General features: G+C 35.9%; 13 protein-coding genes. 11 read left to right on the forward strand and 2 right to left on the reverse strand.

Annotated features, from left to right (window positions below; all coding sequences use genetic code 11):
• Nucleotides 1-138: 138 nt before the first annotated feature.
• Together CPHY_RS07690 and CPHY_RS07695 are read right to left on the reverse strand one after the other, a co-directional pair.
• Nucleotides 139-1,065 carry a TDT family transporter gene (locus tag CPHY_RS07690; RefSeq protein ID WP_012199503.1) on the reverse strand — a complete coding sequence of 309 codons (927 nt, stop codon included), beginning with the start codon at nucleotides 1,063-1,065 and terminating at the stop codon, nucleotides 139-141.
• A gap of 15 nt (nucleotides 1,066-1,080) precedes the next feature.
• The gene (locus tag CPHY_RS07695) at nucleotides 1,081-1,554 is read right to left on the reverse strand and encodes a C-GCAxxG-C-C family protein (protein ID WP_012199504.1); all 474 of its coding nucleotides are present in this window, start codon (nucleotides 1,552-1,554) and stop codon (nucleotides 1,081-1,083) included.
• Between the two features lie 297 nt (nucleotides 1,555-1,851).
• Here CPHY_RS07695 and CPHY_RS07700 point away from each other — a divergent pair, with 297 nt between their 5' ends.
• The 11 genes from CPHY_RS07700 (at nucleotide 1,852) to yedF (ending at nucleotide 12,617) form a co-directional block, all read left to right on the forward strand.
• A complete protein-coding gene (locus CPHY_RS07700) occupies nucleotides 1,852-2,751 on the forward strand; it encodes a selenium metabolism-associated LysR family transcriptional regulator (RefSeq protein WP_012199505.1) in 900 nt (299 codons plus the stop codon).
• 153 nt (nucleotides 2,752-2,904) lie between these two features.
• A complete protein-coding gene (locus CPHY_RS07705) occupies nucleotides 2,905-3,930 on the forward strand; it encodes a molybdopterin-binding protein (RefSeq protein WP_012199506.1) in 1,026 nt (341 codons plus the stop codon).
• A gap of 14 nt (nucleotides 3,931-3,944) precedes the next feature.
• Complete coding sequence (gene moaC / locus CPHY_RS07710; RefSeq protein ID WP_012199507.1) at nucleotides 3,945-4,436, forward strand: cyclic pyranopterin monophosphate synthase MoaC; 492 nt, start codon at nucleotides 3,945-3,947, stop codon at nucleotides 4,434-4,436.
• Nucleotides 4,437-4,538: 102 nt separating this feature from the next.
• On the forward strand, nucleotides 4,539-5,537 hold the full coding sequence (gene moaA, locus CPHY_RS07715) for a GTP 3',8-cyclase MoaA (protein WP_012199508.1): 999 nt from the start codon (nucleotides 4,539-4,541) through the stop codon (nucleotides 5,535-5,537).
• Between the two features lie 5 nt (nucleotides 5,538-5,542).
• Nucleotides 5,543-6,475, forward strand: coding sequence for an MOSC domain-containing protein (locus CPHY_RS07720; protein ID WP_012199509.1), 933 nt, complete (start codon nucleotides 5,543-5,545; stop codon nucleotides 6,473-6,475).
• 50 nt (nucleotides 6,476-6,525) lie between these two features.
• Nucleotides 6,526-7,404, forward strand: coding sequence for a molybdate ABC transporter substrate-binding protein (gene modA, locus CPHY_RS07725; protein ID WP_012199510.1), 879 nt, complete (start codon nucleotides 6,526-6,528; stop codon nucleotides 7,402-7,404).
• A 124-nt stretch (nucleotides 7,405-7,528) separates the two neighbouring features.
• Nucleotides 7,529-8,194 (forward strand): molybdate ABC transporter permease subunit, encoded by a 666-nt coding sequence (gene modB, locus CPHY_RS07730; RefSeq protein ID WP_012199511.1) that lies wholly within the window; start codon nucleotides 7,529-7,531, stop codon nucleotides 8,192-8,194.
• Between the two features lie 104 nt (nucleotides 8,195-8,298).
• Complete coding sequence (locus CPHY_RS07735) at nucleotides 8,299-9,474, forward strand: sulfate/molybdate ABC transporter ATP-binding protein (protein ID WP_012199512.1); 1,176 nt, start codon at nucleotides 8,299-8,301, stop codon at nucleotides 9,472-9,474.
• Between the two features lie 111 nt (nucleotides 9,475-9,585).
• The gene (locus tag CPHY_RS07740; RefSeq protein WP_041704157.1) at nucleotides 9,586-10,629 is read left to right on the forward strand and encodes an XdhC family protein; all 1,044 of its coding nucleotides are present in this window, start codon (nucleotides 9,586-9,588) and stop codon (nucleotides 10,627-10,629) included.
• A 143-nt stretch (nucleotides 10,630-10,772) separates the two neighbouring features.
• On the forward strand, nucleotides 10,773-11,795 hold the full coding sequence (gene selD, locus CPHY_RS07745) for a selenide, water dikinase SelD (protein ID WP_012199514.1): 1,023 nt from the start codon (nucleotides 10,773-10,775) through the stop codon (nucleotides 11,793-11,795).
• Between the two features lie 150 nt (nucleotides 11,796-11,945).
• Complete coding sequence (gene yedF, locus CPHY_RS07750) at nucleotides 11,946-12,617, forward strand: sulfurtransferase-like selenium metabolism protein YedF (protein WP_012199515.1); 672 nt, start codon at nucleotides 11,946-11,948, stop codon at nucleotides 12,615-12,617.
• Nucleotides 12,618-12,648 lie beyond the last annotated feature (31 nt).

The raw sequence follows: 12,648 nt of genomic DNA on the forward strand, positions 1-12,648 counted from the left end.
TTGTGTTGAACTATTAGTGCACAGTTTATCCCTTATTCTTTTAAGACAAAAAGGAGCATGCGCTCCATAGATTGACTATTCAACTATGGAGCATAAGCTCTTTTTAAACATCTATCTATTTATCTTTTTAAACATCTATTAATTTTCCTTTTGTATCGACTTAGCTATGGATATCACATATCTTATTAAGACATAGAAAACCATAATTACTGCAATGATTTCTTCAACCTTAACAACCATAGGTAAAAAGCGGATTGCTTTCCCTTGATTAATTAGAAAAGTATTACTTGACTTTAGAGCAATCGCAGAAATAACTAATGGAAATGTAAAGCCTGAATAACTAGGATAAAACTTTAATTTTAACAATTGAATTAATTTAATGACGGCGAGGACATAGATGAATTGGGATAGTATAAGTAAAAAACCAAACAAAATCATATTCTTCGTATCGAAAGAATTTATGTATCCCGTTAAACATAAGGAACCAGGAGCTGAAAAAATGATTAGAGTTGGAAGTGCTGGTTCCGGTATCTTTTTTATCACTAGGACTCGTTTTCCAATGATAGGTAGTAAAATTAAATAACTTAAGAAAGCGAAACCAAAAGCCCATTGTCCGATGGTTTGGTTAAATGCTTTGCTAGTAACAGCAGCAACAGCAATACCGACATAAACAATAAACCAGCTAGGGAATACTTCCATAATGTTAAATTTTCTAACATATTTCAAAGTAAAATAAATAATCAAAACAATATGAAGTAGTATTGCTATAATCCAAATTCCGTACGCTAACTCACTGTTATAAGATTTTAAATAGGTTGCTAATAGCATAATACCCATGGTATAGGTAGGAAAAACGGAAGCACCAATCGGTGTGGACAAATCTTTTTTTAGACCAGGAAAATCACAAAGAAACTTAAGTGTTGCAATGATAAAAATTATTGTCGCTAATATACCTAATATTGTTCGATAGTTTTCACCATATGACTGCACTAAGTTGCCCAGTGCTACTAGACTGAGCATAACACCTACGATTGGCATAGGGATTTTTTTTAATATACGATTCATTCTCTTTCTCCTATGCTATTCTTCTGCAGTTATAATCCCGTTTTCGATAAACTGTGTTGCAACCCACTGTGCCACTCTACCAGTGATTTCAATACAATGTTGTTTTCTCTCAGGAGACTGGAAGTTATCACCACTCCATTGACGAGTGATTACACGGCAGCATAAAGATTTGTACTCTTCTTTAATATAGTCATGAAGTTCCTTTGCAATTTCAAGCATTTTTGGATCCATTGGTTCTCCGTGAACCCTGCCATATACCATTCCTAGAGCCATCTCTCCACCCGATACAGCACCGCATAAACATTGTGCTTTACCAAGACCAACAGGAAATCCGGAAGCTAATTTTACAACTTCATCAGGATATGGCTTTCCTAATGCATCATTGATAGTTTTTACAACTGCTTCGGAACAAAAAAATTCTCCTTTACTAAAATAATTCTCCGCTGTTTTTCTGATAGATTCTACATACTGTTCTTGTTTTGTGTTCATTTGATTTAACCTCTCATCCTTTCGTTAGCTAGTCAATTGCACTAGCTACATTTATAAGTGCAAGACTTATGTGATTTTTTTTCTGATTTTTTGTAGAAATGACGGAAATTCAAACTATTGTTACTTAAATTTTATTAATGCACATGAATTCTAGCATAGATATACAGTTCGGTAAAATTCATAATCTTTATACTGATGATTCATTTATAGAAAAAATCTATAAATGAATTGATTATGAGGAGATGGTATGTTATATTATGACTGTTGAGGATGATGAACCGAAAGTAGGTATTTAATATGGAATTAAAACAACTCGAGGCATTTGTTCAGGTTGTAGAGCTACAAAGTTTCTCTAAGGCAGCAGAAAAATTATATCTTACCCAGCCAACCATTAGTGCACATATTGTGTCATTGGAGAAAGAGTTTAATACCAAGTTTTTAGATCGTACAACAAAAAATGTACGAACTACTGTGGCAGGAGAGAGATTATATGAGTACGCCAAAGAAATGTTGGCTATAAAGGAAGAGCTGTATCAAGGGTTTGGCAGAGAGTGGAAGGAAGAACAAAGAATCGATATTGCAGGTTCTACTATCCCGTCCCAGTATATACTACCAGAACTGATACATGCTTATCAAAAACAAAATGCGAAGGTCCGCTTTTCCATTAATCAAGGTGATAGTGATCATGTCATTGGAGAAATATTAAAGCACAAAGCAGCCATTGGCTTCGTTGGTATAAAAAGTAAGGATGATAGATTACGTTATATACCATTTTATGAGGATAAACTAGTGGTAGTAACACCCAATGAAACACATTATAAAGAGTTATTAGAGGGTAATTGCTCTTTTGAAGAGCTCATGAGAGAACCTATTATTTTGAGGGAGAATGGATCTGGTACGAAGAAAACAGCAGAAAGATTCTTGGAATCAAAGAATGTAGATATAAAGAAGCTAAATGTTGTAGCATTTATTAATGATCAGGAAATAATAAAAAAATCAGTGAGTAGAGGCATGGGTATTACCATAATGTCAAAAAAAGCGGCATTAGATTATGTCGAGGATGGTAAAATGCTACTTTATGAACCGGAAGGCGATAAGGTAACTAGAAATCTTTATATTGTATATGCAAAACGCAAAAAGTTTGACAGACTAGAAAAAAAGTTTATCGAATTTTGTTGTCAGTTTTATGTACAGTAAATCTTCCTATCTTGACAAGAAGGACAATGCAAGCAGGAAGATTATTAATACTTATAACTCTTATAACCTTTGTGAGAGCACAATTCTTACGTGGTAAAAGAGCGATGCAAATGTGAAACTTCACAGACGCATTTAGGATTGGAGGCAGAATTTATGAAGTTAATAAAGACAGAGGATGCAGTTGGACATGTATTATGTCATGATATGACTCAAATTATAAAAGGGGTAACAAAGGACGCTATCTTTCGTAAAGGACATGTTGTAACCGAGGCGGATATACCTGTTTTATTATCCATTGGAAAAGATCATTTGTACGTGTGGGAAAAAGAAGAAGGAATGATTCACGAGAATGACGGTGCGGAGATACTATGCTCCATATGCAAAGGTGATCATATTGAAAGAGGCAATGTAAAAGAGGGTAAGATAGATCTTTTTGCGGAGTGTGATGGACTTTTTAAAGTAAATATTGAGCTTTTAAATAAGATCAATTACTTAGGAGAAATGATGATAGCTACCAGAAACGGTAATTTCCCAGTAAAGCGTGGTGACAAACTCGCGGGTACTAGAATCATACCTCTTATCATTGAAGAAGAAAAAATGGAGAATGCCAAAGCGATAGTTGGAGATGAAAAAATCCTTGAAGTAAAGCCTTTTATTCATAAGAAGGTCGGAATCGTTACTACTGGTAATGAAGTATTTTACGGAAGAATCGAAGATCAATTCACTCCAGTTATTTTAAATAAATTAAAGGAATATAGTACAGAACTAGTGGAACATGTAATTTTAAATGATGATCATGAAAAAATTACGGAAGCTATTGTTAACCTAATCAATAAGGGTGCAGATTTTGTTATCTGTACAGGCGGTATGAGCGTCGATCCAGATGATAAGACTCCTCTTGCAATCAAGAATACAGGAGCTGAAATTATTACCTATGGAGCACCAGTTTTACCGGGAGCAATGTTTTTATTATCTTACTTTAATGGTGATATTCCTGTGGTTGGACTACCTGGCTGTGTTATGTATTCAAAACGTACCATATTTGATCTAATGTTACCAAGACTAATGGCAGGCGAGAGAATTACTTATGAGGAAATTTCAAAATTAGGACATGGTGGTCTTTGCTTATCTTGCGATATCTGTACTTTCCCTAATTGTGGGTTTGGTAAAGGAATGTAGGAAGAAAGAATAGAATGGAGAAACAGATGGATTTTACTCATTTTGATCATAATGGCAATGCAGTAATGGTGGATGTTAGTGATAAGCAGATAACAGAGCGAGAAGCGGTTGCCATAGGAAGAATTAAAGTTAGCAAAGAATGTTTCGAGGCAGTAAAACTTGGTACAGCAAAAAAAGGTGATGTTCTTGGTGTTGCTAGAATAGCAGGAATTATGGGCGCTAAGAAGACTTCCGAACTGATTCCGTTATGCCATGTACTAAACCTTACGAAAGTATCCATAGAGTTTCTCATGATTGAGGATAGTCTTGAGATTGAAGCTTCTTGTACTGTAAAGGTTTCAGGAAAAACAGGCGTTGAAATGGAAGCTATGACCGGAGTAAGCATTACCTTATTAACGATTTATGATATGTGTAAAGCTATTGATAAAACGATGGAGATTGGTTCTATTTATCTTGCTGAAAAATCTGGCGGGAAAAGTGGGCATTTTAGCAACCGTAAAGATTGATAAGAATAAGCACAAAAAGTAAAGTTCAGCCAACAATTTGTGATACTCTACAACTTGTCAGGCGTTATACAAAGGCGCTAAAGCGTTAGAATAGAGGTTAGAATGATTGACCAATATAAAAGATCAATTGATTATATGAGAATTTCAATTACAGATAGATGTAATTTAAGATGTACTTATTGTATGCCAGAAGATGTAGAGAAGTTAGAACATGAATCTATATTAACGTACGAAGAGATTCTTCGAATCTGTAAAAGTGCTTCATCACTTGGAATCCGAAAGATTAAAATCACAGGTGGCGAGCCAATGGTTCGCAAGGATGCAGTTAAATTAATGGCAAATATAAAAGCAATCCCAGGTATAGAATTTGTTACTTTAACAACCAATGGTGTACTTTTAGAAGAACACGTGGAGGAGTTAGCTAAGATTCCTCTGGATGGTGTGAATGTTAGCCTTGATACGTTAAATACAGATACTTTTAAGAAAATCACTAGGAGAGATGAGTTTCTTAAGGTATGGAATGGCATACAGAAATTAATAGAAGCTGGTATTCCTACTAAGATAAATTGTGTTCCTCAAAAAGGTGTGAATGAAGAAGAATTAATGGATATCGCAGAATTAGCGGTTAAGTACCCTGTGGATGTTCGCTTTATAGAAATGATGCCAATTGGCTATGGCAAAGAATTCGAGCCAATAAAGGGTGAAGAAATTAAAAGTAGAATTGAAGCAAAATATCCAAATGTAGTCAGCCAGAAAAAGAGAAGAGGGTTTGGACCGGCTGAGTATATTACTTCTAATGAGTGGATGGGGAACATTGGATTTATTAGTGCAATCAGTCATAAATTCTGTTCTTCCTGCAATAGAGTACGTTTAACTTCTAAAGGATTCCTAAAATCATGCTTATGCTATGGTGATGGAATAGATTTAATGGAAGCTTTACGAAGTGGTGCTTCGGATGAGGAATTAACGAGCTTGTTATCAAAAGCAATTGAAAAGAAACCATTGGAACACAACTTTGAAAGGCATACTCATGGCTCCAATAGTCAGGTGCAAGATCAAGATAATATGGAAAAAAGTGAAATGTTTAAAATAGGAGGCTGACACGAATGGGAAAAGTGAAAGCAATATGCATAAGCGAACGCCGCGGTACTCAAAAGCATTGTATAGAAAAAGCGGATTTTACAACAGACTGGGGTATTGTTGGAGATGCTCATGGTGGAAATTGGCATAGACAAATTAGTTTACTATCCTTTGATAAAATAGAGGATTTTAGAAAAAAAGGCGCTGACATAGATTTTGGAGCTTTTGGTGAAAACATTGTAGTGGAAGGCTATGATTTTAGAAGCTTGCCAGTAGGAACGAGATTCCAGTGTAATGATGTAGTACTTGAAATGACCCAAATCGGGAAGGAATGTCATACACATTGTCAGATTTATCATAAGATGGGCGACTGCATTATGCCAAGAGAGGGTGTCTTTGCTAAGGTTATTGCGGAAGGTACTATCAGTGTTGGCGATGAAATGAAGATGCTAGAGCCAAGGGAAGATAGACCGTTACAAGCAGCTGTTATTACCTTAAGTGATAAGGGATTTAAAGGAGAAAGAGAAGATAAAAGCGGACCTCTTCTAGCATCTATATTAGAAGAGCAAGGTTACGAGGTAGTGGAATCCATTATTTTACCTGATGTACAGTCCCAAATTGAGAAGGAATTAATTAGATTATCCGATGGAAGACAGGTGGATTTAATCTTAACAACAGGAGGAACCGGATTATCCGTAAGAGATGTAACTCCAGAAGCAACACTAGCTGTTGCGACAAGAAATGTACCAGGGATTTCAGAAGCAATTCGCGCCTATTCCATGGGGATTACTAAAAGGGCAATGTTAAGCCGTGGTGCTTCTGTGCTACGTAATTCTACATTAATCATTAACCTACCAGGTAGTCCTAAGGCAGTGAAAGAAAGTATGGAAGTTATTTTATCGGAGTTAGATCATGGGCTTAAGATATTAAAAGGCTCTGCATCAGAATGTGCAAGATAGAGAGTAATCCATAATATATGAAAGAAAATGAAAGATAAAAGGATGAGACAATGAAAAAGAGTATTTTAAGCATTATTTTAGTGATCAGTATGATGATTCTAGCTGTGGGATGTACGAAAAAAAACGATGCTGGTTCAAAGGATGATGGTAATAATACCGGAAATACCAATCAAACAGAAAATCAAGGGAACAAAGAAACAGATACAGAGGAACCAAATACAGAGGAACCAAATCAAGAACCAATCACAATTTTAGTGGCAGCAGCAGCTAGTATGCAGCCATCCCTAGAAGAATTAAAGTCTATGTTCCAGGATAAGTATCCATGGATTACCGTAGAGGGTACTTATGATAGTTCAGGAAAGCTTCAGACCCAAATTGAAGAAGGATTGGAAGCAGATGTTTTCCTATCCGCCGCTATGAAGCAAATGAACACCTTAAAAGAAGAAAATATGGTAGATGAAGATACAATCATTCAACTATTAGAGAATAAAGTTGTACTTATCGTTCCAGAAAACGTAGAATCCAAGGTTACAAGCTTTGATGATATTTTAAATGCTGAAAAGATCGCAATTGGTGATCCAGCTAGTGTACCTGCAGGTCAGTATGCGAAAGAAATCTTTGATAACTTAGGAATCTTTAGCAAGGTAGAAGAAAAAGCAAGTCTTGGTACAAACGTAACTGAAGTATTAAATTGGGTTGCAGAAGGAAGTGCAGATGCAGGTGTTGTATATGCAACGGATGCAGCGACAACAGATAAAGTTGTTGTAGTAGCAAATGCGCCAGAAGGAACTTTAAAAGATCCTGTAATTTACCCAATTGGTATTGTTAGCGCCTCACAGAAGAAAGAAGCTGCGAAACTTTATGTAGAATTCCTTCAAAGCGCGGATGCAAAAACAATATTTGAAAAATACGGATTTTTAGCTAAATAGTGTAAAAGAACGGTGTTCTTTTACACAGAAGTTTGTGCTAGCGTAATCCTCGGCACAAACTTCCAGCCTACTACAAAACGGACTTGTTCTACATTCACTTTGTGGTAACAGATTGGAGATTAACATGGATTACTCACCTATTTTGGTTTCTCTAAAAACTGCATCTCTTAGTATAGTGATTACTTTTTTTCTTGGAGTTGCTGCAGGGAAAATGGTATATGCTATGAGAAATGAAAGAATAAAAATTATTATTGATGGTATATTTACCCTTCCTATGGTACTACCACCTACGGTAGCGGGATTTTTCCTACTCTATATATTTGGTGTAAAACGTCCCATCGGTGAATTCCTGCTTAACCAGTTTGCATTTAAAATTGCTTTTTCCTGGTGGGCTACTGTTTTAGCGGCAGTAACCATATCTTTTCCATTGATGTATCGATCAGCCAGAGGAGCCTTGGAACAAGTAGATATTAATTTGGTTTATGCAGGTAGAACGCTTGGGATGTCAGAATGGAAGATATTTCGAAGTATTATATTACCAAATGCATTACCGGGAATACTATCCGGAGCCATCCTATCCTTTGCAAGAGGACTGGGAGAGTTTGGAGCGACTGCTATGATAGCAGGCAATATCGCTGGAAAAACACGTACGCTCCCAATTGCTGTATATTCGGCAGTGGCAGCAGGTGATATGAATCTAGCATATCGTTATGTTATTATTTTAGTGTTAATATCTTTTATTATTATTGCTTTTATGAATTATTTGTCGTTTAATAAAGGAAGAAAATAATGGCCTTAGAATTCTGGTTGAAAAGTTAATCTTTTCAACCAGTTGTTATACATTCCAAAAGTTAAAATCATATTAGGCGTTGATACGCCGGAATAAAGGTTAAGATGAGTTTAATTGTTCATATTGAGAAAAAATTAAAAAATTTCACCTTAAAGGTTGATTTTGAATCAAGAGAATCCTGTTTAGGAATTCTCGGAGCCTCCGGATGCGGTAAAAGTATGACGTTAAAATGTATTGCTGGTATTGTTACCCCGGAGAAAGGTTATATTGAGCTGAATGGAAAAGTTCTTTTTGATTCTGAAAAGAAGATTAATCTTGCCCCACAACAGAGGAAGGTAGGTTATTTGTTTCAAAACTACGCGTTATTTCCTAATATGACGGTCTATGAGAATATTGGTGTTGGAATAAAAGCGTCTAAAAGAGATAAGGATAGCATAATTAAAAAAATGATTGAAAGTTTTAAGCTTACGGGTTTAGAGGATCAATATCCAAGTAAGCTCTCAGGCGGACAACAGCAAAGAGTTGCGCTTGCAAGAATGCTTGCATACGAACCAGATGTATTGTTGTTTGATGAACCATTTTCAGCGATGGACAGTTACCTTAAGGAAGAACTACAGATCCAATTGCAAGATTTATTAAATGAATACCATGGGGACTCAGTTATGGTCACCCATAGCCGAGATGAAGTATATCGTTTTTGCAGAGACATCATTGTACTTGACAGTGGGAAAATATTAGAAGTTGGAGAAACGAAGAAAATTTTTGCGAATCCACGAAAAGTTCAGTCTGCAAGGCTGACTGGTTGTAAAAATATTTCTCGTGTGGTTAGAATATCTGAAAATCAGGTGGAAGCACTTGATTGGGGATGTAAGTTAACCGTTAAGTCCCCAGTACCGGAGAAAATTGCTTACATTGGTATAAGAGCCCATTCTTTTAAAGAATGCTTCGATCCTAAGGATAAGAGGAATCTATTATCATGTACGGTATATAAAATTGCGGAAGCCCCTTTTGAGTGGAATGTACTGGTGCAGATAGAAGATAATACGAAGGATACTAAGAAAGATATGAAGAAAGATACTAAGATGGATACAAAGACAATTAGTAGAATTAAGTCGGCTGATAAAATATGTGTAGAAGAAAAGAATCTTTTCAAATTGACCAACCAGAAAGACTCTGTTATCTTGTGGAAAATCAGTAAAAGCCAATTGAGTAGTAGTTTTCGTGAAAATGCTCCGATTTACCTGACAGTATCCCCAGAAGATATCCTTCTGCTGGAATAATTTTATATAAAGGAAAGCTATAAGGATGAAATGAGGATGATTCATTTCGCGGGAATGAAGGAAAACTTACGCTTGATTGAAGGAAAACATGCACAGGAATGGAGGAGAAAAATGGGTAAGAATATATATAGTGAAATATTAGATAGTGTTCATAATGGAAGAAAAGTTTGTATGGTTTCTAATCTTGTTGGAGAAGATGGGAAAATCGGTACTGATTTAAATAAAGAGTTGGTTTATTCCACTAATGAAGATATGGTAATTCAACAATCCTTAGAAGAGGGAGTGCCACAGTTTGTAAAACAAGGGGAAGCTAAAACGATAGCAGAGCCTTTTTATCCAGAAGAACGTTTAATCATTCTTGGAGGAGGCCACATAGCCATTCCTCTTGTAGAATTTGCAGCAAAAACAGGTTTCCAATTAATACTTATAGATGATAGACTTTCGTTTGCCAATACGGGTAGGTTTCCACTTGCTAAACAGGTTATCTGTGATAATTTTGAGCATGCACTTGGCGAATTAAAGATAAGAGAATCGGATTATGTAGTGATTATTACACGAGGTCATCGCTATGATAGTACTTGTTTAAAAAGTATCTGTCAGGGAGAAGAACCAAGCTACGTTGGTATGATAGGATCTAAAAGACGGACCGCTATTGTGAAAGAAACACTAGAAACAGAAGGATGCGATCGTAATCGATTAAGTAGGGTTCATACACCAATAGGTTTAGCGATTGGAGCTATCACACCAGAAGAGATAGCAATTTCTATCTTAGCTGAGTTAATATCACATAAGCGTTTAGGCGCTTTAGATACCAAAAAGAGAAATTGTTCTGATATGGATTATGAAGTACTACAAGTATTATCAGAGGAATCTGATGTTCCAAAAGCAATTATCACCGTGGTCCATACCAAAGGATCTGTACCAAGAGGTGCTGGAGCTAAAATGATTGTTTACAGAGATGGTATGATTCTTGGAAGTATAGGTGGAGGTTGTAGCGAGGCTGCAGTAATAGGGCAGGCAAGGCAAATGATAGGTACTAATACGTTTCAATTAGTTGATATTGATCTAACTGGAGATGCAGCCGAAGAAGAAGGAATGGTTTGCGGTGGTATTATGACTGTATTAATTGAAGATTATATATTGACTTCTTTATAAATATCAAATCATTATTTTTTGTAATTGAAAAGTTTTTTTCAACTTATTTCTGTTAAGTAGTATAATGCACATAACGATATGTACCTAGAAACATTTTTAAAATGAAGGTACGGAATTACCCAAAATGGTTAGGAGCTAAGGAAATGGAAAAAGAAATAGTTTTTTGTAAAGGCGGTGGCTGTACCGCAAAACTAGGGCCAGAAGCGTTAAAGCATGTGCTTGATAAAATACCTAAGGCTAAGGACCCTAATCTGTTGGTCGGTTTTGAAGGGTCAGATGATGCTGCAGTATATCGGATTTCAGACGATGTAGCGATTGTACAAACGTTAGATTTTTTTCCTCCTATGGTGGAAGATCCTTATATTTTCGGACAAATAGCAGCTGCCAATGCGTTAAGCGATGTCTATGCTATGGGTGGAGATGTAAAAACAGCCCTTAATATTGTATGTTTTCCAGAGAAGATGGATTTAAATATTTTAGGTAAGATTTTAACTGGTGGCAATGAAAAAGTAATGGAAGCAGGTGGCATCCTTGCAGGTGGCCATTCTATTGCAGATGTGGATGTAAAATATGGTCTGTCAGTCACGGGTACTATTCATCCAGATAGAATTTTTAAGAATTCAGGAGTAAGGCCAAAAGATAAGCTTATTCTAACCAAGCCACTCGGAGTAGGAATTATAGCGACTGCGGATAGAGTAGGAGAAGCTTCCGAGGAGGCGATGGATAAAGCAATAAAATCAATGACTACATTAAATAAATATGCTTCTGAGATTATTAGAAAATATGATATCCATGCTTGTACCGATGTTACCGGATTCGGACTTTTAGGGCACCTTCATGAAATGCTACAAAACGAGTATACCGCTGTGATTCAAAGTAAATCAGTTCCTTATATCAAAGAGGCATACGATTATGCAAATGAATTTTTAATTACTGCAGCTGGTCAAAGAAACCGTAATTTTGTTGAAAGCTTTATTGAATATGAAACGGATGATTTTGCTATGCAAGAAATTCTGTTTGATCCTCAAACATCAGGAGGGCTTTTATTTAGTGTAAATCCTGAGGATGCAAATAAGATTCTTGAAGATCTTCATGGTTTAGAGATGCCTTGTGGTATCATCGGAGAGATTATGGAGCTACAAGAGAAGGAAATTATAATTAGGTAACAATTCTTCTGATTTATTAATTAAGGTCTGAAGATTTATCATAGTGAAAAGTATGCATATTGCTGAAATCTGGCTTCTGAAAGAATAAATGATTGAAACATTATGAATCTTTTATATGGAGCGAAGAGTAGTGAAGGAAAGAGGTTATAAATGAAAAAAACGATTGATGCAAGAGGATTGCAGTGTCCTCTTCCAGTTATAGAGACAAAAAAAGTATTAAAAGAGCTTACAGATGGTATGGTTGAAATTTTTGTAGATAACGAGATTGCTGTTCAAAATCTAACAAAGATGGCAAAACAAATGAAACTTAATTACTCTTCTGAAAAAATTGCGAATGATCACTATGCTGTAAGAATTGAAATAGTAGATCAAGCAAAAGAAGGTGTAAATCAAAACAGTAACTCTAGAGAAAACATTCAGAGTAACTCTAGCCAAGATGTTACGTTAGTTTCTACAACAGACCAATGCAACCCAGATACCAGAGAAGAATCTACTATTATTGTATTGTCCACGGATCATATGGGAGAAGGGAATGAGCAACTTGGTAAAACCTTAATGAAAGGCTTTATTTATGCGCTTACAGAACTAGATAAGCTCCCAGAGAAGGTTATACTTTATAATGGCGGGGCGAAACTACCGGTAGAAGGCTCAGATTCTTTAGAAGACTTAAAACTATTAGAAGCTCAAGGCGTTGAAATATTAACCTGTGGAACTTGTCTGAACTTCTATGAAATATCCGATAAATTATCCGTTGGTTCAGTGACCAATATGTACGCGATTGCAGAGATAATGATGAATGCATCAAAGATAATTAAGCCTTAAGAAGTCGAATTCATGAGGTAGCAGGATTTAC

Source organism: Lachnoclostridium phytofermentans ISDg (assembly GCF_000018685.1).
GTDB lineage: Bacteria > Bacillota > Clostridia > Lachnospirales > Lachnospiraceae > Lachnoclostridium > Lachnoclostridium phytofermentans.

What these genes read in the sequence shown, in the direction of transcription:
- CPHY_RS07695 (WP_012199504.1), bottom strand. Translation starts at nt 1,554, where the DNA reads ATGAACACAAAACAAGAACAGTATGTAGAATCTATCAGAAAAACAGCG.
- moaC (WP_012199507.1), top strand. Translation starts at nt 3,945, where the DNA reads ATGGAGAAACAGATGGATTTTACTCATTTTGATCATAATGGCAATGCA.
- CPHY_RS07700 (WP_012199505.1), top strand. Translation starts at nt 1,852, where the DNA reads ATGGAATTAAAACAACTCGAGGCATTTGTTCAGGTTGTAGAGCTACAA.
- selD (WP_012199514.1), top strand. Translation starts at nt 10,773, where the DNA reads ATGGAAAAAGAAATAGTTTTTTGTAAAGGCGGTGGCTGTACCGCAAAA.
- CPHY_RS07720 (WP_012199509.1), top strand. Translation starts at nt 5,543, where the DNA reads ATGGGAAAAGTGAAAGCAATATGCATAAGCGAACGCCGCGGTACTCAA.
- CPHY_RS07735 (WP_012199512.1), top strand. Translation starts at nt 8,299, where the DNA reads ATGAGTTTAATTGTTCATATTGAGAAAAAATTAAAAAATTTCACCTTA.
- modA (WP_012199510.1), top strand. Translation starts at nt 6,526, where the DNA reads ATGAAAAAGAGTATTTTAAGCATTATTTTAGTGATCAGTATGATGATT.
- moaA (WP_012199508.1), top strand. Translation starts at nt 4,539, where the DNA reads ATGATTGACCAATATAAAAGATCAATTGATTATATGAGAATTTCAATT.
- modB (WP_012199511.1), top strand. Translation starts at nt 7,529, where the DNA reads ATGGATTACTCACCTATTTTGGTTTCTCTAAAAACTGCATCTCTTAGT.
- yedF (WP_012199515.1), top strand. Translation starts at nt 11,946, where the DNA reads ATGAAAAAAACGATTGATGCAAGAGGATTGCAGTGTCCTCTTCCAGTT.
- CPHY_RS07705 (WP_012199506.1), top strand. Translation starts at nt 2,905, where the DNA reads ATGAAGTTAATAAAGACAGAGGATGCAGTTGGACATGTATTATGTCAT.
- CPHY_RS07740 (WP_041704157.1), top strand. Translation starts at nt 9,586, where the DNA reads ATGGGTAAGAATATATATAGTGAAATATTAGATAGTGTTCATAATGGA.
- CPHY_RS07690 (WP_012199503.1), bottom strand. Translation starts at nt 1,065, where the DNA reads ATGAATCGTATATTAAAAAAAATCCCTATGCCAATCGTAGGTGTTATG.